Origin of the sequence: Paracoccus ferrooxidans (assembly GCF_029909815.1) — a bacterium.
Classification (GTDB): domain Bacteria; phylum Pseudomonadota; class Alphaproteobacteria; order Rhodobacterales; family Rhodobacteraceae; genus Paracoccus; species Paracoccus versutus.
On the sequence record NZ_CP038202.1, the window covers coordinates 947,480 to 965,065 of the forward strand.

The 17,586-nt window shown below is 68.4% G+C and carries 20 protein-coding genes; 11 read left to right on the top strand and 9 right to left on the bottom strand.

The annotated features are described in order from the left end of the window. Nucleotides 1–4: 4 nt before the first annotated feature. The gene (gene murJ / locus E3U26_RS21685; protein WP_276243018.1) at nucleotides 5–1,549 is read left to right on the top strand and encodes a murein biosynthesis integral membrane protein MurJ; all 1,545 of its coding nucleotides are present in this window, start codon (nucleotides 5–7) and stop codon (nucleotides 1,547–1,549) included. Here murJ and E3U26_RS21690 read toward each other — a convergent pair. Beyond that, the gene (locus tag E3U26_RS21690) at nucleotides 1,540–2,256 is read right to left on the bottom strand and encodes a rhomboid family intramembrane serine protease (protein WP_243700307.1); all 717 of its coding nucleotides are present in this window, start codon (nucleotides 2,254–2,256) and stop codon (nucleotides 1,540–1,542) included. The genes murJ and E3U26_RS21690 overlap by 10 nt on opposite strands. 80 nt (nucleotides 2,257–2,336) lie before the next feature. Between E3U26_RS21690 and trpS the strand changes: the two genes are divergently transcribed. Both trpS and bmt read left to right on the top strand, forming a co-directional pair. Next, nucleotides 2,337–3,356, top strand: coding sequence for a tryptophan--tRNA ligase (gene trpS / locus E3U26_RS21695; RefSeq protein WP_114536423.1), 1,020 nt, complete (start codon nucleotides 2,337–2,339; stop codon nucleotides 3,354–3,356). Between the two features lie 86 nt (nucleotides 3,357–3,442). Beyond that, entirely contained in the window at nucleotides 3,443–4,402 is a 960-nt protein-coding gene (gene bmt, locus E3U26_RS21700) for a betaine--homocysteine S-methyltransferase (protein WP_072464084.1), read from the top strand. Here the strand turns inward: bmt and E3U26_RS21705 are convergent, their stop codons facing one another. Beyond that, nucleotides 4,403–5,485: a PA0069 family radical SAM protein gene (locus tag E3U26_RS21705; protein WP_036759661.1), complete on the bottom strand. Its 1,083-nt coding sequence runs from the start codon at nucleotides 5,483–5,485 to the stop codon at nucleotides 4,403–4,405. A gap of 144 nt (nucleotides 5,486–5,629) precedes the next feature. On the opposite strand from E3U26_RS21705, the gene E3U26_RS21710 reads away from it, so the two are divergent. Beyond that, on the top strand, nucleotides 5,630–5,794 hold the full coding sequence (locus E3U26_RS21710; protein WP_166435398.1) for a hypothetical protein: 165 nt from the start codon (nucleotides 5,630–5,632) through the stop codon (nucleotides 5,792–5,794). 73 nt (nucleotides 5,795–5,867) lie between these two features. On the opposite strand, the gene E3U26_RS21715 is transcribed toward E3U26_RS21710, so the two are convergent. The 4 genes from E3U26_RS21715 to E3U26_RS21730 all read right to left on the bottom strand — a co-directional run bounded on the left by E3U26_RS21715 (nucleotide 5,868) and on the right by E3U26_RS21730 (nucleotide 8,223). Continuing rightward, on the bottom strand, nucleotides 5,868–6,143 hold the full coding sequence (locus E3U26_RS21715; RefSeq protein WP_240540434.1) for a hypothetical protein: 276 nt from the start codon (nucleotides 6,141–6,143) through the stop codon (nucleotides 5,868–5,870). A 177-nt stretch (nucleotides 6,144–6,320) separates the two neighbouring features. After that, nucleotides 6,321–7,078, bottom strand: a protein-coding gene (locus E3U26_RS21720; protein WP_089852160.1) for an IS5 family transposase whose coding sequence is annotated in 2 segments (ribosomal slippage) — nucleotides 6,321–6,742 and nucleotides 6,742–7,078 — 759 coding nt in all. Because the reading frame shifts where the segments join, the coding sequence is not laid out codon by codon here. 63 nt (nucleotides 7,079–7,141) lie between these two features. Next, a complete protein-coding gene (locus tag E3U26_RS21725) occupies nucleotides 7,142–7,738 on the bottom strand; it encodes an HNH endonuclease (RefSeq protein WP_114536421.1) in 597 nt (198 codons plus the stop codon). A 164-nt stretch (nucleotides 7,739–7,902) separates the two neighbouring features. Continuing rightward, nucleotides 7,903–8,223, bottom strand: a complete 321-nt coding sequence (locus E3U26_RS21730) for a DMT family transporter (RefSeq protein ID WP_072464083.1) — start codon at nucleotides 8,221–8,223, stop codon at nucleotides 7,903–7,905. Between the two features lie 97 nt (nucleotides 8,224–8,320). Between E3U26_RS21730 and E3U26_RS21735 the strand changes: the two genes are divergently transcribed. Further along, nucleotides 8,321–8,752 (top strand): VOC family protein, encoded by a 432-nt coding sequence (locus E3U26_RS21735; RefSeq protein WP_499106591.1) that lies wholly within the window; start codon nucleotides 8,321–8,323, stop codon nucleotides 8,750–8,752. Between the two features lie 204 nt (nucleotides 8,753–8,956). Here E3U26_RS21735 and E3U26_RS21740 read toward each other — a convergent pair whose 3' ends face one another. The 3 genes from E3U26_RS21740 to E3U26_RS21750 are packed head-to-tail and all read right to left on the bottom strand — an operon-like array spanning nucleotide 8,957 to nucleotide 10,886. Next, nucleotides 8,957–9,616, bottom strand: coding sequence for an alpha/beta hydrolase (locus tag E3U26_RS21740; protein ID WP_072464081.1), 660 nt, complete (start codon nucleotides 9,614–9,616; stop codon nucleotides 8,957–8,959). An 11-nt stretch (nucleotides 9,617–9,627) separates the two neighbouring features. Next, nucleotides 9,628–10,251 (bottom strand): DNA-3-methyladenine glycosylase family protein, encoded by a 624-nt coding sequence (locus E3U26_RS21745; RefSeq protein WP_499106592.1) that lies wholly within the window; start codon nucleotides 10,249–10,251, stop codon nucleotides 9,628–9,630. Beyond that, nucleotides 10,251–10,886: a GntR family transcriptional regulator gene (locus E3U26_RS21750; RefSeq protein WP_036759669.1), complete on the bottom strand. Its 636-nt coding sequence runs from the start codon at nucleotides 10,884–10,886 to the stop codon at nucleotides 10,251–10,253. Before E3U26_RS21750 ends, E3U26_RS21745 begins: the two co-directional genes overlap by 1 nt. Nucleotides 10,887–10,951: 65 nt before the next feature. On the opposite strand from E3U26_RS21750, the gene E3U26_RS21755 reads away from it, so the two are divergent. The 6 genes from E3U26_RS21755 (at nucleotide 10,952) to purF (ending at nucleotide 16,911) form a co-directional block, all read left to right on the top strand. Next, nucleotides 10,952–11,638: a pyrimidine 5'-nucleotidase gene (locus tag E3U26_RS21755; RefSeq protein ID WP_499106593.1), complete on the top strand. Its 687-nt coding sequence runs from the start codon at nucleotides 10,952–10,954 to the stop codon at nucleotides 11,636–11,638. Between the two features lie 41 nt (nucleotides 11,639–11,679). After that, entirely contained in the window at nucleotides 11,680–11,877 is a 198-nt protein-coding gene (locus E3U26_RS21760) for a hypothetical protein (protein WP_499106594.1), read from the top strand. Nucleotides 11,878–11,919: 42 nt separating this feature from the next. Further along, nucleotides 11,920–13,110, top strand: coding sequence for a UbiH/UbiF family hydroxylase (locus E3U26_RS21765; RefSeq protein ID WP_116220912.1), 1,191 nt, complete (start codon nucleotides 11,920–11,922; stop codon nucleotides 13,108–13,110). A gap of 149 nt (nucleotides 13,111–13,259) precedes the next feature. Beyond that, the gene (gene radA, locus E3U26_RS21770; RefSeq protein ID WP_036759673.1) at nucleotides 13,260–14,624 is read left to right on the top strand and encodes a DNA repair protein RadA; all 1,365 of its coding nucleotides are present in this window, start codon (nucleotides 13,260–13,262) and stop codon (nucleotides 14,622–14,624) included. A 43-nt stretch (nucleotides 14,625–14,667) separates the two neighbouring features. Continuing rightward, complete coding sequence (locus tag E3U26_RS21775; RefSeq protein ID WP_036759674.1) at nucleotides 14,668–15,279, top strand: CvpA family protein; 612 nt, start codon at nucleotides 14,668–14,670, stop codon at nucleotides 15,277–15,279. Between the two features lie 135 nt (nucleotides 15,280–15,414). Further along, on the top strand, nucleotides 15,415–16,911 hold the full coding sequence (gene purF, locus E3U26_RS21780; protein WP_116171294.1) for an amidophosphoribosyltransferase: 1,497 nt from the start codon (nucleotides 15,415–15,417) through the stop codon (nucleotides 16,909–16,911). Nucleotides 16,912–17,586 lie beyond the last annotated feature (675 nt).

Consider the following 17,586-nt stretch of genomic DNA (forward strand, 5'->3'; position numbering starts at 1 on the left):
GGGGATGCAACCGATCAGACTAATCCGGGGCTTTCTCTCGGTGGGGGCATGGACTCTGGCCAGCCGCGTCGTGGGCTTCGTGCGCGACGTGATGATCGCGGCCTACCTGGGCACCGGCCCGGTGGCGCAGGCCTATATCGTCGCCTTCACCCTGCCCAACATGTTCCGCCGCTTCTTTGCCGAGGGCGCCTTCAACACCGCCTTCGTGCCGATGTTCGCCAAGCGGCTGGAAAGCGGTGAGAACCCGCGCGGCTTTGCCGAGGAAGCCTTCGCCGGGCTGGCCACGGTAGTCCTGGCGGTCTCGCTAATCGCGCATATCGCCATGCCCTGGCTGGTGCTGATGCAGGCGGCGGGCTTTCAGGGCGACGAGCGTTTCGACCTGGCGGTGATCTATGGCCGGATCTGCTTTCCCTATATCCTGTTCATCTCGCTGACGGCGCTGCTCTCGGGGCTGCTGAACGCGGGCGGGCGCTTCATGGCAGCGGCGGCCGCGCCGGTGCTGATGAACTTCATCCTGATCGCGGCCATGCTGCTGGCGGACCGCCATGGCTGGGACATGGGGCTGGCCATGGCTTGGTCCACGCCGATATCCGGGCTGGCGCAGCTTTTCACCGTCTGGTGGGCGGCCAAGCGCATGGGCTTTGCGCTGCGCCTGCGCCGGCCGCGGCTGTCGCCGGACATGCGCCGGCTGCTGGCCGTGGCGGCGCCCGCGGTGCTGGCGGGCGGCGTGGTGCAGGTCAACCTGCTGGTCGGCCGCCAGGTCGGCTCGTTCTTCGACCGCGGCATCGCCTGGCTGACCAATGCCGACCGGCTGTATCAGCTGCCGCTGGGCGTCGTCGGCATCGCCATCGGCATCGTGCTGCTGCCCGACATCTCGCGCCGGCTGAAGAACGGCGACACCGGCGGCGGCCGCCATGCCTATAACCGCGCCGCGGAATTTGCGCTGTTCCTGACCGTTCCGGCGGCCGTGGCGCTGGTCATCGCGGCCTATCCTCTGATCTCGGTGCTGTTCCGGCGCGGCGCCTTCCTGACCGCCGATGTCGGCCCGACCGCGCTGGCGCTGGCGATCTATGGCCTGGGCCTGCCGGCCTTTGTCCTGCAAAAGGTGCTGCAACCCTTGTATTTCGCGCGCGAGGACACCCGCACCCCGTTCCGCTTTGCGGTCTGGTCCATGGTGGTCAATGCGGTGGTGGCGCTGGGGCTTGCGCCCTTCATCGGCTTTTCCGCCGCCGCCTGGGGCACCACCATCGCCGGCTGGACCATGGCGGCGCAGCTGTGGCGCGGCACCCGCGCCTTTGGCGAGGCGGCCGCGCTTGACGACCGCTTCCGCCACCGCCTGCCCCGCATCTGCGCCGCCTCCGCCGTCATGGGCGCGGTGATCTGGGGGCTGATGCTGGCCTTGGGCGATGCGCTGGAGCAGCCCGGCACCCGCTATCTGGCGCTGTCCGCGCTGGTCTTCGGCGGGCTGGCCGCCTATGGCGCGGCGGCGCTGGTCCTTGGCGCCTTCCGCCCCTCGGACCTGCGCGCGGGCCTGCGCCGTCAGCGCTGACGGATCTGGCGCATCACCCGCGCGATCCCGCCCGGCACCAGCACGAAGGACAAAAGGAAGCCGCAGCAGAAACCGGCGATCTCGGCGATCCAGGTCAGGCTGCCGTCCTGGAACAGGATGGCGAAGACCAGCTGGAAGGCCAGCAGCATGCCGATCAACACGAAGGCCCGCAACCGGTTCGCGTTCTCCTGCCCCAGCCGGGTCCAGAGCAGGAAGGTAAAGGCGCCGACGAAACCATAGACCGCCGGATAGCCGCCGATCAGCGCCTGGAAACGGAATTGCGGCAAAAGCCCCGCGGCCAGCGTATAGACCAGCGCGCCGCCGATGGCCGAGCCGAAGAACAGCGCCACGACCGCCCAGGCGCGGAACTGATGCGCGATCAGGTTGCCCAGGGCCAGGGTAAAGACGATGACGAACAGCGCATGCGTCAGCGACAGATGCACGAAGGAATAGGTCAGGATGCGCCAGCTCTGGTCCAGCACCACCATGCGCATCTGCCACAGCCGCAGCACCAGTTCGGGGATATAGGCGGTGCGCTCGACCGCGATCTGGCGCATGGCAAGGCCGGCGCCCGGCCCGCCGCCGCCAAGAAAGCCCATCTGGGCCAGGCCGAACACCGCCTCGCAGGCGATCATCGGCAGGGCGATCATCCACACCACGGCGGGCACGGGGTTCAGGGGCGATTCGTCGTAACCGGGTCGCATCATGGCTCCTTTCCAGTGGGCTGTTGCGCCCGGACGGGGCAAGGGGTAAGCCAGCCACCGGGATTTTCCAAGCAGGTAGTGCCATGACCACGAGCTTCGCCAAGCGCATCTTTTCCGGCATCCAGCCCTCGGGCGGGCTGACGCTGGGCAATTACCTGGGCGCGCTGAAACGCTTTGCGGACTATCAGGGCAAGGGGGCCGAGACGATCTATTGCGTCGTGGACCTGCATGCGATCACCGTCTGGCAGGATCCCGAAAAGCTGCGCCGCAACACCCGCGAGGTCGCGGCGGCCTTCATGGCCTCGGGCGTGGACCCCGAGGTCTCGATCCTGTTCAACCAGAGCCAGGTCAGCCAGCACGCCGAACTTGCCTGGCTTTTCAATACCGTGGCGCGGGTGGGCTGGATGTATCGCATGACCCAGTTCAAGGACAAGGCCGGCAAGAACAGCGAAAATTCCAGCCTGGGCCTGCTGGCCTATCCGTCGCTGATGGCCGCCGACATCCTGGCCTATCACGCCACAGCCGTCCCGGTGGGCGAGGACCAGAAGCAGCACCTTGAACTGACCCGCGACATCGCCGCCAAGTTCAACCACGACTACGGCGTCGATTTCTTCCCGATCACCGAGCCGCTGATCGAGGGCACGGCGACCCGCGTCATGTCCCTGCGCGACGGCAGCAAGAAGATGTCGAAATCCGATCCTTCGGACGCCAGCCGCATCAACCTGACCGACGATGCCGACGCCATCGCGCAGAAGATCCGCAAGGCGCGCACCGATGCCGACCCGCTGCCGGGGTCGATGGAGGGGCTGAAGGACCGGCCCGAGGCGAAGAACCTGGTCAACATCTATGCCGCGCTGACCGGCGAGAGCGGCGACCAGGTGCTGGCGCGGTTCGAGGGCCAGGGCTTCGGCGCCTTCAAGCCGGCCTTGGCCGAGGTCGCGGTCGAGGCGCTGGCGCCGATCACCAGGCGCATGACCGATTTCATGGCCGACCCGGCCGAGATCGACCGCATCCTGGGCCGCGGCGCCGGCCAGGCCGAGGCGATCGCCCACCCGATCGTCGAGCGCACCAAGGACATCATGGGCATGATCCGCTCGCGCTGAGCGCCGGGCAGTCCCACCGAATGTTTCAATGACTTCCCCGCAGGATGGGCTATGATTCCCCATCCTGCCGCAAAACGGGAAAAACCATGCCTGATCAATTGTCGAGGATGCTCGGCGAACGCCCATGGTTGCTGGCCGATGGGGCGACCGGGACCAATCTTTACAACATGGGGCTGGCATCGGGCCAGGCGCCGGACCTGTGGTGCGAGACCCATCCCGACAAGGTGCGCGCGCTGCACCGGCAGATGATCGCCTCGGGCGCGGATATCATCCTGACCAACAGCTTCGGCGCCAATGCCAGCCGGCTGCGGCTGGCCAAGGCGCAGGACCGCGTAGCCGCGCTGAACCGCGCCGCCGCCCGCCTGGCGCGCGAGGCCGCGGCCGAGGTCGGCCGCGCCGTCGTCGTCGCCGGCTCGGTCGGCCCCATCGGCGAGATCATGGCCCCCATGGGCCGGCTGACCGAGGCCGATGCCACCGCCATGTTCACCCAGCAGGCGCAGGCGCTGAAAGAGGGCGGCGCCGACGTGCTGTGGATCGAGACGATCAGCGCCGCCGAGGAAATGCGCGCCGCCGCCAAGGCCGCGCAAAGCGTCGGCATGCCCTGGTGCGGCATGATGAGCTTTGAGCCGGGCGGGCGCAGCATGATGGGGGTGACGCCGCCGCAGCTTGCCTCGCTGATCGACCGGCTGCCGCATCCGCCCCTGGCCTATGGCGCGAATTGCGGCACCGGCCCGGCCGAGCTGCTGCTGGCCGTGGCCGGGTTCGCCGCCTCGGGCAACGAGCGCCCCCTGATCGCCAAGCCCAATGCCGGGGTGCCGCGCTATCAGGACGGCGGGCTGATCTATGACGCGACGCCCGAGGTCATGGCCGAATTCGCCGTGCTGGCGCGCGACATGGGCGTGCGCATCATCGGCGGCTGCTGCGGCACCACGCCCGCGCATCTGGCCGCCATGCGCGATGCGCTGGTCGCCGCGCCGCGCGGCCCGCGCCCCTCGCCCGAACGCATCTCGGCCCGCATCGCCCAGGCCATGGGGCCGGGCGAATAGTCAAAACAGCGACAGCTGGTCCCCCGCCCTGGGCGGCGGGCCGAAGCGGCTGCAATCCAGCACTTCGGATTCGCGCTGCAATCCCAGCCGCTTGCGGGCCAGGCGGAAACGCTGCAGCAGCAGGCCGGCCTCGGGCCCCTCGCCGCGCATGCGGCTGCCGAAACGCGGGTCGTTGTCGCGCCCGCCGCGCATCGCCTGCACCCGCGCCATGACATGCGCGGCCTTGCCGGGATGATGGCGCTCCAGCCAGTCGCGGAACAGGGGCGCCACCTCCAGCGGCAGGCGGATCGGGATCATGCTGGCCGCGGTCGCCCCGGCGTCGCGGGCGGCCTGCATGATGCGCTCGACCTCATGCTCGGTCAGCACCGGGATCACCGGCGCCACCATGACGCGGACCGGAACCCCTGCCCCGGCCAGCGCTCGGATCATGCGCAGCCGGGTCGCCGGCGCCGGCGCGCGCGGCTCCATCTGCCGCGCCAGTTCCGCGTCCAGCGTGGTGATCGAGACCCCGGCCAGCACCTGCCCCCTGGCCGCCATCGCCCCCAGCAGGTCCACGTCGCGCATGACAGTCGCACCCCGCGTCACCAGGCTCAGCGGGTGGTTCCAATCGTGCAGAACCTGCAGGCAGCCCCGCATGATGCCCAGCTTGGCCTCGATGGGCTGGTAGGGGTCGGTATTGGTGCCGAAGGCGATGGGCGCGACGGCATAGCCGCGACGGCCGATCTCGGCCTCCAGCAATTCGGGGGCATTGGGCTTGGCGACGATCCGCGTCTCGAAATCCAGCCCCGGCGACAGGCCCAGATAGGCATGGCTCGGCCGGGCGAAGCAATAGATGCAGCCATGCTCGCAGCCGCGATAGGGGTTGATCGAGCGGTCGAAGGAAATGTCGGGCGACGTGTTGCGGGCGATGATCGAGCGCGCCCGCTCCTGCGTGACCTCGGTGCGCAGCAGGTCCTGCTCTTCGGGGATGTCCCAGCCGTCGTGCTCGCGCTCGGTCCGGTAGGGCTCGAACCGGGCGGCGGGGCGCGAGTCGGCGCCGCGGGCGCGCAGGATCTCGTCGGGATTGCGGGGTGGCAGGCTCATGCCGCCAGACTAGAACATTACGTGAACATTTTCCAGATCGCGCCGCGAAAGCGCAGCTGGAATCGGCAGCGGAACGCGCAAAGCCGGATCGGGGGCTTTTCGGCGCGCCCCGGCGGGGCCATATTGAAGGCAACGGAGGATGCCATGCCGCTGCCGCATTTCCTGATCCTGATCCTTGCCGTGATCCTGGCCGCCGGGCTGACGATCTGGGCTGCAAGCGCCATCGGCATTCCGCTGTTCGCGCTGGGGTTCCTGGCGCTGCTGGCGGCGGCGATCGCGCATCTGACGACGCGCGATCACCGAAGCTAGTCACCCCGCCACAACAGGCGGACGGGTTGGAGAAAGGGCGCTGCTGGCGCCGTTTTCCGTTTTTTCTGCGGCGTCACGCCGCGGCATTGCCCGGCTTCTCGGCGCTTTCCTTGACGGCCGAAAGCGCCGCCTCTTCCGTCCAAGCCCGCCCATTCGCATTCGGATCGTTCAGGACCGTCCAGGCCCAGGCGGCGACGCCCGGCTGTTTCGGATCGTGACAGATGCGCCCGACCGGCTCCTCATTGCGGCAAATGGTCCAGTCGCCCGAAACGGGTTTGCCGTCCACCACGGTCTGAATACGTGTCCACATACGAGATCCTTTCTTGTCTTTTCGTTGATCGCCCTGCATGGCCGCAACTTGCGGGCAGCCATGCGCGCGGACGATGGTCGCAGCGCCGGACGAATCCGAATCGGCGCGTCATCAGGCTTGATGTCATCACGCAAACCTGACGGTTTCTTTAACCGGCATTGCGCGGCGCTGCAATAAATCCGCTGCGTCCGGCGCGGCCGTGCCTAGGGTCAGGATTCATAACCAGTAGATGACGACCGCGGCGAGGGCGATGGCTGAGAGGAACACCTTGGGACAGCGATCATAGCGTGTCGCGACACGCCGCCAGTCCTTGAGCCTGCCGAACATGATCTCGATGCGGTTGCGCCGTTTGTATCGGCGCTTGTCGTATTTGACGGCCTTCTTGCGCTGCTTTCTACCAGGGATGCAGGCGCGTATCCCCTTGTCTTTCAACGCCTCTCGGAACCAGTCGGCGTCATAGCCGCGATCTCCGAGAAGCCAGTCGACCTTGGGCAGACTGCTCAGTAACGCCCGCGCACCGATGTAGTCGCTGACCTGTCCAGCGGTGACGAACAGGCTGAGCGGTCGCCCTTGGCTGTCGCAGATGGCGTGCAGCTTGGTGTTCATGCCGCCCTTGGTTCGACCGATCAGGCGACCACGCCCCCTTTTTTCGCGGCCAGGCTGGTCGCAGTGCGGTGGGCTTTCAGATACGTCGCGTCGATCATCACGGTCTTTTCCTCGCCGTGTTCCGCAGCCAGACCGACCATCATCCGGGCGAAGATGCCTTTCTCGCTCCAACGCTTCCACCGGCTGTACAGCGTCTTGTGCGGTCCGTAGGCTTCAGGGGCGTCGCGCCAGCGCAAGCCATTGCGATTGATGAAAATAATTCCGCTCAAGACCCGTCTGTCATCGACCCGAGGCTTGCCGTGGGACCTGGGGAAAAAAGGGGCAAGCTTGGCCATCTGCTCGTTGGTCAGCCAGTACAGGTCGCTCATGTCACCGCTCCGTTTTCCGAGCCGTGAATCACGCAGCGCGTCGAAAATCAATGCATCCTGACCCTAGTCCGACAGCAGTTCCGTATCCCAGTAGAGGAAATCCATCCAGCTTTCATGCAGGTGATTCGGCGGGAAGCGCCGGCCTATGGCATGCATCTCGTCGGGGGTGGGCCGGCGCGGCGGACGGCGCAGCCGCAGCCCCGAATTCTTCAGCGATTTGTTGGCCTTCCTCAGGTTGCAGGGCGAACAGGCGGCGACGACATTCTCCCAGCTGGTCACGCCGCCGCGCGATCGCGGCACGACGTGGTCGAAGGTCAGCTCGCCCTTGGCGCCGCAGTACTGGCAGCAGAATTCGTCCCGCAGAAAAAGATTGAAGCGCGTGAAGGCCACGCGCTTCTGGGGTTTGACGTAATCTTTCAGCACGACGACCGAGGGGATGCGTATCGCGTGATGCTGGCTTCGCACCACCTCGTCATATTCGGCGATGATCTGGACCCGGTCCAGGAACACCGCCTTCACCGCCTCCTGCCAAGGCCAGAGCGACAGCGGATAGTAGCTGAGCGGTCTGAAATCGGCGTTTAGAACCAGTGCGGGATGGTGGCGCGAGAAGGATGGCTCGCGCACGAATTGGGTTCGAAATTCGCCATGGTCGTCCAGCATCGGCCCTCGCTTCGCCTTGTCCGGGACGGGTCAGAACATGGCACCGACTATATATCGCGGCTCCGGGCTGACAAGTCCCTGAATATATGCCTGGCGCACAAATAGCCGGGGGGCGTGACAGGCGCGTGACAAGGACTGACTGCGGTTTGTGGGGCCTGCGCGCCTTATTGCGACGAGGCGATCTTCATCAGCACCAGCCCCGCCACGATCAGCACGGCGGCGACAAGGCGCAGCGCGTCGGCCGATTCGCCCAGCAGCAGCACGCCCAGGACGAAGGTGCCGACCGCGCCGATGCCGGTCCAGATGACATAGGCGGTCCCCAGCGGCAGCACCTTCATCGACAGCGACAGGAACCAGACGCTGGCCACCATGGCGACCAGGGTGATCGCGGTGGGCCAGGGCCGGGTGAAGCCCTCGGACTGTTTCATGGCAAAGGCCCAGATCACCTCGAGCAATCCCGCCACGCCCAGATAGATCCATGCCATGCCGCGCCTCCCGTCCTTTCGGGCAAGCTGTCGCGCGCGGCGCGGCCAAGGTCAAGCCGGGCTGGCCTGCCCGGCGGATTGCTGGCAAGATCGGGCCATGACCAAGCCCCCGACAACGCCGCCCCGGCTGACCGGCACGCTGGAATCCGCGCTTTACGCCGAGGATCTGGACGAGGCCGCCCGTTTCTGGACCAAGATCATCGGCCTGCCCGAGATCGCCCGCGTGCCCGGCCGGCACGTGTTCTTTCGCTGCGGGGCGCAGGTGCTGCTGGTGTTCCGCGCCAGTGCGACGCGCGTGCCGCCCAAGCCCGACGCCCGCCTGCCCGTGCCGCCGCATGGCAGCGAGGGGCCGGGGCATTTCTGCATGGGCGCCGAGCCGGGCATGTTGGACGCCTGGCGCGCGCATCTGGAAGCGTCGGGGGTAGAGATCGAGGCCGATTTCATCTGGCCCCAAGGCGGCCGGTCGCTGTATTTCCGCGACCCGGCCGGAAACTCCATCGAGATCGCCGATCCCGCCATCTGGGCGTGACCCGGCGGCTCGGCCGCAGGGATCAGCGTCGGGCGCGCACCGCCACGGACTGCGGCACCAGAAGACGCAGGGAAACCATGCCGGCCGGAATCAGGGCGATTGCGGTCATCCAGATCAGGGTCATGTGCGTTCTCCTCGTCTCATCCTCTTATCAGGAAGGTAGGGACTGCTGTGCCTTTCGCAAGTGCGAAATCGCTCAAAGCGTCACGACCTCGCGGCAAACCGCTCTTTCAGGAAGGCCAGCGCCACCGACAGCCCGTCGGGCGAGATGCCGTGGCCCGTGCCCTTCATCACATGGCCGTAGACGGTGAAGCCGGCCTTTTGCAGCGCCTCGCCGGCGATGCCCATGCTTTCGAAGGGCACGACCGGATCCTGGTCGCCATGGATCAGCAGGACCGGCGGCTTGACCCGCGCCTGCCCCGCGCCCTCGGGGTCCAGCAACCGGCCCGAGAAGCCAACCACCCCGGCGATCTCTTCGTCGCGCTGCGGCGCCACGGCCAGGGCCATCATCGTGCCCTGCGAAAAGCCGACCAGCGCCAGCCGGTCCGCCGCCAGCCCCTCATCCGCCAGGATCTTGTCCAGGAAGGCGTTGATGTCCTCGAAGGATTGCGCGGCCGAGGCCTGGGCCTGCGCCTCGGACGAGCCGTCCATCCAGGGGATCGGGAACCACTGATAGCCCATCGGATTGTTGAGGCAGGGCTCGGGCGCGTTCGGGGCATGGAAGGCAGTGCCGGGCAGATGCGGCGCCAGCGGATCGGCCAGGCCCAGCAGGTCGGCCCCGTCGGCGCCATAGCCGTGCAGGAAGACCACCACCGAATCGGCCTTGCGCGGGCCCTTGCGTTCGGATTTCAACTCGCGCGGCATCTCGTCCCCCTTCAGCGGACGCCCTCGCGCCCTTTCGCGACCCGGTAATAGGCCCAGAGCGCCCGGCCCGCAACCGCCCGCCAGGGCCGCCAGGGCTCGGCCAGTTCGGCCAGCGCCGCCGGGCGGGGCCGCTCGGCCAGGCCGTAGAGCAGCCGCGCCGCCTCGGCCAGCGCCAGGTCGCCCGAGGCGAAGGCATCGGCGCGGCCAAGCGCGAATTTCAGATAGATGTCGGCCGTCCAGCGCCCGATGCCGGGCAGCGCGGTCAGCCGGGCGATCACCTCGTCGTCGGGCAAGGCGCGCAGCCCCGCCCAATCAAGCTGCGCCGTGGCGATGCCGCGCAGATAGCGGATCTTCGGCCGCGACAGGCCGGCGGCGCGCAGCGCCTCGTCATCGGCGGCGGCGATCCCCGCCTCGTCGGCCAGGCCGGCCGCAGCCATGCGCGCGCCGATGGCATTCGCCGCCTGGACCGAGATCTGCTGCGAGACGACGGCATCGCGAATCGCCGGAAAGCCCTCGGGCCAGCGCCGCAGCGGCAGGGGCAGCAGCGCCGGCAATTCGCGCGCCCAGACCGGGCAGACCCGCATCAGATGCGCCGCGCCTTCCTCTAGGTCGGCGACGGCGCGGATCTCGCGCATCAGCCCTCGTCCTCGTCGGCCAGCCGCGCCTCTTCCTTCAGCCGGGTCTCGAAGGCCATCGAGATGTGGTGGCGCAGCGCCTGTTCGGCAGCCGGCCCATCATGGGCGGCGATGGCCTCGACGATGGCCTGATGCTCGTCCAGCGTGACCACGTCGCGGCCCTGCGCCGCCAGGCTGGTGCGTGCCATCAAGGCCATGCTGCGATGCACCAGGTCCAGCTGCTGGACCAGGTAGCGGTTGTGCGAGGCCAGGTGGATCTGATGGTGAAAGCGGCGATTGGCCCGTGCCAGCGCCTGCGGATCGCCCAGGATGGCGCGGTCGTCCTCGACCATGCCGGCCAGGACGCGCACCTCTTCGGGCGTGGCGTGGCGCGCGGCCAGCCGCGCCGCCAGCGCCTCCAGTTCGGCGCGCACGGTGTAAAGCTCGGCCAGCTGGTTGTGGTCCAGCGTGGCGACGATCAGGCTGCGCCCGTCGCGCTTGAGCATGGACTGGGTCTCCAGCCGCTGCAAAGCCTCGCGGACCGGGGTGCGCGAGACGCCGAAGCGTTCGGCCAGCTCGGATTCGACCAGCCGGTCGCCGGGGCGGTAAATGCCATTGTCGATGGCCGAGAGGATCAGGGAATAGGCGTCTTTCATGGGACGCACGATCCGCGCTTGCAACGGCGATTGCAAGCGCCATGCCGCAGGTTTAGGCAGGGATCATGGATTTTCGGCATGTCACCACCTGGATCTTCGATCTGGACAACACCCTTTATGCGCCCGAGGTCAGGCTTTTCGCCCAGATCGAGCGGCGCATGACCGCCTTTGTCATGCGCGAACTGCGCGTGACCGAGGCCGAGGCCAACCGGCTGCGCAACCATTACTGGCGCCAGCACGGCACCACGCTGGCGGGGCTGATGGCCGAGCATGGCGTCGATCCCCTGCCCTATCTGCGCGAGGTCCATGACATCGACTTCACCGTGCTGACGCCCGACCCGGCGCTGGCCGGGCTGATCTCGGCCCTGCCCGGCCGCAAGATCGTGCATACCAACGGCGACAGCGCCTATGCGGCGCGGGTGCTGGAACATCGCGGGCTGATGGTCTTCGACGCCATCCACGGCGTCGAGGAGGCGGATTTCCACCCCAAGCCCGACCCGCGCGCTTATGCCGCAGTCCAGGCCGCCGAGGGGTTCGACCCCGCCCAGGCCGCCATGTTCGAGGACGACCCCAGGAACCTCGCCATCCCGCATTCGCTTGGAATGCGGACGATTCTGGTCGGTGCGGGCCGCCACGGCCCGGACGAGCTGGCCCAGGATCACGACCACGGCCCGCATGTGCATTACCGCACCGGGGATCTGGGCGCCTTCCTGCACGGGCTTGCCGCAAGCCTAAGCTTGGGTAATATCTGAAATTCGCCGACAGGAAACCGAAAAAAGAACAGGGAACGCGCATGTCCGAACCGCTTACTCCCGCCGAGGCCCAGGCCGAGGCGCGCACCGCCACCGCCCTTTACATCTTCGCGCTGCTGGTCGTCGTGCTGGCGGTTGTCGGCGTTCTGATCTGGGGCCTGCCGGCGCTCGGCATACTCGGCCTTGCGGCGACGCTGCTGATGTTCCTCATGCTCGGCGCCTATGCGGCCGGGCTCTAGGCCGACCCGCACCGACCCCCTCACCAGACCCGGCGCCAGACCATGCAGATCGACGATACCGAGATCCTCGTTTCCGGCGGCGGCATCGCCGGGCTGATCGCCGCGGCCGCCTTCGGCAGCGCCGGGCATTCCGTGACCTGCGTGGACCCCGCCCCGCCCGTGACCGAGGAAGGCGCCCAGGGCTCGGACCTGCGCAGCACCGCCTTCCTGCACCCCTCGATCGCGGTGCTGCAGGCGGCCGGGCTCTGGGACCGGCTCGCGCCGCATGCCACCGCGCTCCAGGTCATGCGCATCATCGACGCCGGCGGGAAACTGTCGCAGGCGCGGCTGACGCGCGATTTCGACGCATCCGAGATCTCGGACCAGCCCTTCGGCTGGAACCTGCCGAACTGGCTCCTGAAGCGGGAAATCTCGGCCCGGCTCGCCAGCCTGCAGAACGTCCGCTTCCTGCCCGGCACCGGCACCGCGGGCCTGCTGGTCCGCGACAGCGAGGCGCTGGCCACCTTGACCGACGGCAGCCGCATCCGGGCCCGGCTGGTGATCGGCGCCGACGGGCGCAACTCGCCCACCCGCGAGGCGCTCGGCATCGGCACCCGCACGCTGCGCTATGGGCAAAAGGCGCTGGCCTTCGCCGTGACCCATGAACGCCCGCACGACAACGTCTCGACCGAGATCCACCGCTCGGGCGGCCCCTTCACCCTGGTCCCCCTGCCCGACCGCGACGGCAAGCCCTCCTCGGCCGTGGTCTGGATGGAGCGCGGCCCGGAAACCGCCCGGCTGCGCGCCCTGCCGCGCGAGGCATTCGAGGCGGAACTGAACCGCCGCTCGGCCGGCGTGCTGGGCCAGCTGACCCAGGCGACGCGGCTGACGGAATGGCCGATCATCAGCCAGATCGCCGACCGCTTCACCGGCCCACGCACGGCACTGATCGCCGAGGCCGCGCATGTCGTCCCGCCCATCGGCGCGCAGGGGCTGAACATGAGCCTCGCCGATCTCGCCTCGCTCATCGACCTCTCTGCCGGCGATCCCGGCAGCGCCGCATCGCTTGCCGCCTACGAACGCCGCCGCCGCCCCGAGGCGCTGGCCCGGCTGATCGGCATCGACGCGCTGAACCGCGCCAGCATGATCTCGGCCCGCCCGCTGCGCGACCTGCGCGCCGCCGCCCTGGGCGGGCTCTATGCCGTCGCCCCGGTGCGCCGCATCATGATGCGCGCCGGCCTGGGCGTGACCTGAGCCCCTTCCACCGTTTCCCAAATACTCATCCGGCCGGCCCAGCCAGCACCGCCCCGGACTTCTTCGTTCCCCAAATACCCAAGGGACCGCACCCCCGGGCGCGCCCTTCCCGGCTGGCGCGCGCCGGCGCAATCTGCCAGATAACGGCCATGGCCAAACCGATCACCGCCTTCACCTGCACCGCCTGCGGCGCCAGCCATCGCAAATGGGCCGGCCGCTGCGACGCCTGCGGCGCCTGGAACACCATCATCGAGGAAGCGCCGCTTTCCCAGGGCCCCGGCCGCGGCCTGGGCACGCTCAAGGGCAAGCCGATCCCGCTCTCGGGCCTTGCCACGCAGGACGCGCCGCCCCGGCGCGCCACCTCCGGCATCGCCGAGCTCGACCGGGTGCTGGGCGGCGGGCTGGTCCCCGGCTCGGCCATCCTCGTCGGCGGCGATCCGGGCATCGGCAAGTCCACCCTGCTGCTGCAGGCCGCCGCCGCCTTCGCCCGCGCCGGCCAGCAGGCGATCTATGTCTCGGGCGAGGAAGCCAGCGCCCAGGTCCGGCTGCGCGCGCAGCGCCTGGGCCTCGGCGACGCGCCCGTCCGCCTGGGCGCCGAGACCGCGTTGCGCGACATCCTGACCACGCTCGACGCCGAGCGGCCCGATGTCGCGGTGATCGACTCGATCCAGACGCTCTGGTCCGACCGGATCGAGGCCGCGCCCGGCTCGGTGGCGCAGGTCCGCGCCAGCGCCCATGAGCTTGTCACCTTCGCCAAGCGGCGCGGCACCTCGGTCATCCTCGTCGGCCATGTCACCAAGGAGGGCCAGATCGCCGGCCCGCGCGTGGTCGAGCACATGGTCGACACCGTGCTTTATTTCGAGGGCGAGCGCGGCCACCAGTTCCGCATCCTGCGCGCCCACAAGAACCGCTTCGGCCCGGCGGACGAGATCGGCGTCTTCGAGATGACCGGCGGCGGGCTGGCCGAGGTCGCCAACCCCTCGGCGCTGTTTTTGTCCGAACGCGGCGAGGCCAGCGCCGGCTCGGCAGTCTTTGCCGGGATCGAGGGCACCCGCCCGGTGCTGACCGAGGTGCAGGCGCTGGTCGCCCCCTCGACATTGGCAAGTCCCCGCCGAACCGTGGTCGGCCTCGACTCCGGCCGGGTCTCGACCATCCTCGCCGTGCTCGAGGCGCGCTGCGCCGTCCCCTTCGCCGGCCTCGACGTTTTCCTCAATGTTGCCGGGGGGATGCGGGTCAGCGAACCCGCCGCCGACCTGGCCATCGCCGCCGCGCTCCTCAGCGCGCGCGAGGACGTGGCGCTGCCGCCCGAGGCGGTGCTTTTCGGCGAAATCAGCCTGTCGGGCGCCCTGCGCCCCGTCGCCCAGGCGGAAAACAGGTTGAAAGAGGCGCAGAAACTTGGTTTTTCACGGGCGATCCTGCCTTCGGCGACCAAGGTCGAGGGCGTGGCCGGGATGCGGATCGACCGCATCGCGGATCTGACAAGTTTCGTGGGCGAGACATTCGGCGCCGGATGAACTCGTCCCAAAGACGCGGGCAATCCCGCGAAAGGGCGTGAAAATGGACGGATTCACCATCATCGACGGCATCGTCGCAGCCGTGATCATCCTCTCGGCGATCCTGGCCTATGCGCGGGGATTCGTGCGCGAATCGCTGGCGATCCTGGGCTGGATCGGCGCGGCCGTGCTGGCCTTCATCTTCGCGCCGACGGTGCGGCCGATGGTGGCGCAGGTGCCGGGGCTCAACAAGTTCCTGGCCGACAGCTGCGAGCTTGCCACCATCGCCGGCTTCGCCGCGGTCTTCGCGCTGGCGCTGGTGCTGTTTTCCATCATCACGCCGCTGTTCTCCTCGGTCGTGCAGCGCTCGGCGCTTGGCGGCGTGGACCAGGGCATGGGGTTCCTCTTCGGCGTGGCGCGCGGCATCCTGCTCGTCGCCATCGCCTTCATCGTCTATGACCGGGTGATGGCCAGCCAGCCCGTGGCGGTGGTGGACAACTCCCGCTCGGCCCAGGTGTTCGAGCGCATGCGCGGCCAGATGGACCAGCAGATCCCGCAGGACGCGCCGGGCTGGGTGGTCAGCCGCTATGAACAGCTGGTGCGCAGCTGCGCCCCCACGGGCCAGCCGGTCGATGCGCAGACGCCGGCCCCCACCCCCGCCGCACCGGCGAATTGAGCCGATACGGCCAATTTGTGACATAAAATGCGCCCCGCGACGGCCGTGGGGCGTGACTTCGCCCGCATGACACCCTAGATTGGCGTCAAGCGTCCCCTTACCCAGCCCCCGGAATAGCCCCAAGAGTCGGTGATGATGCAGCCATTCCTTGCCCATCCCTTCGATTCCGACCGCCTGCACGAAGAATGCGGCGTGTTCGGCGTGATCGGAGTGACGGATGCCGCCAATTTCGTCGCCCTGGGGCTGCACGCCTTGCAGCACCGCGGGCAGGAGGCCGGCGGCATCGTCAGCCACGATGCCGAGCAGGGCTTCAACAGCGCCCATCGCTTCGGCTATGTGCGCGACAACTTCACCAAGCAAAGCCTGATGGAAACGCTGCCCGGCTCGCTCGCCATCGGCCATGTGCGCTATTCCACCGCCGGCACCAAGGCGGCGACGGCGATCCGCGACGTGCAGCCCTTCTTCGGCGAATTCGCCATGGGCGGCTGCGCCGTGGCGCATAACGGCAACATCACCAATGCCATGGCCCTGCGCCGCGAGCTGATCGAGCGCGGCTCGATCTTCCAGTCCTCCTCGGATACCGAATGCATCATCCACCTGATGGCGCGCTCCATCCAGCGCAACATCCCCGAGCGGATGAAGGACGCGCTGCGCCGGGTCGAGGGCGCCTTCGCGGTGATCGCCATGACCCGCACCAAGCTGATCGGCGTGCGCGACCCCCTGGGCGTGCGGCCGCTGGTGCTGGGCCGCATCGGCGACGACGGCTTCGTGCTGGCCTCGGAAACCTGCGCGCTCGACATCATCGGCGCCGAATTCCTGCGCGAGATCGAGCCGGGCGAGATGGTGGTGATCTCCAAGGGCGAGGTCGAAAGCTCTCGCCCCTTCGGCCCTTCGACGGGGCGCTTCTGCATCTTCGAGCATGTCTATTTCTCGCGCCCCGATTCGATCATCGGCGGCCGTTCCGTCTATGAGACCCGGCGCCAGATCGGCGTGGAACTGGCCCGCGAGGCCCCGGTCGAGGCCGACCTGGTCTGCCCGGTGCCCGACAGCGGCACCCCGGCCGCCATCGGCTATGCCCATGAAAGCGGCATTCCCTTCGGCATGGGCATCATCCGCAACCAGTACATGGGCCGGACCTTCATCGAGCCGACCGAGCAGATCCGCAACATGGGCGTGCGGCTCAAGCTCAACGTCAACCGCGCGCTGGTCAAGGGCAAGCGGGTGGTGCTGGTGGACGATTCGGTGGTGCGCGGCACCACCTCGCGCAAGATCAAGGACATGATCCTGGACGCGGGCGCGGCCGAGGTGCATTTCCGCATCGCCTCTCCGCCCACCGCCTGGCCCTGCTTCTACGGCGTGGACACGCCCGACCGCGAAAAGCTGCTGGCCGCGCAGATGTCCGAGGAAGAGATGCGCGAATGGATCGGCGTCGATTCGCTGGCCTTCGTGTCGCTGGACGGGCTCTATCGCGCCGTGGGCGAGGCCAAGGGCCGCAACAATGCCTGCCCGCAGTATTGCGACGCCTGTTTCTCGGGCGAATATCCCGTGGCGCCCTTCGACCAGCTCGAGCGCGGCTTTCGCATGAAATCCTCCGGCGTCCCCAGCCCCGTCACCGGCCACGCCGCGGAATGACGGCCCCGGCGATGCCGGGCTCCTGCCGAGAGCTGAGGGCCGGTATCGCCACGGGCACTCCCTCTTTCTGAGCGATGGTTGCCCACGCGGGCGAATGCCTCCGCCCTCGCAGGCGCCGGCTTTCCAGCCGCCAGGCTAGGCGCTTTCGGACAGATGTGCAGGCGCCCGCCATGTGCCGGTCAGGCCCGACAGCCGCAGGGACAGCAAGGCCCCCACGATACCGGACCATGCCGAGCGGAGGCCGCATCGCGACGGCCCTCCATCCTTCTTGAACGATTGGTTTGCCGGGGCGAGCGAGGCGAATGCCTCCGCCCTCGCAGGCGCCGGCTTTCCAGCCGCCAGGCTAGGCGCTTTCGGACAGATGTGCAGGCGCCCGCCATGTGCCGGTCAGGCCCGACAGCCGCAGGGACAGCAAGGCCCCCACGATACCGGACCATGCCGAGCGGAGGCCGCATCGCGACGGCCCTCCATCCTTCTTGAACGATTGGTTTGCCGGGGCGAGCGAGGCGAATGCTTCCGCCCTCGCAGACGCCGGCTTTCCAGCCGCCGGACTGGACGCTTTTGGACAGATGCGCATAGGCCGGCCATACGCCCGGCCTTCGGCAGGTCAGGCCAGACAACTGCAGGGGTGACAAGGCCGCAACGATGCCGAGCCATGCCGAACTAAGGGCCGAT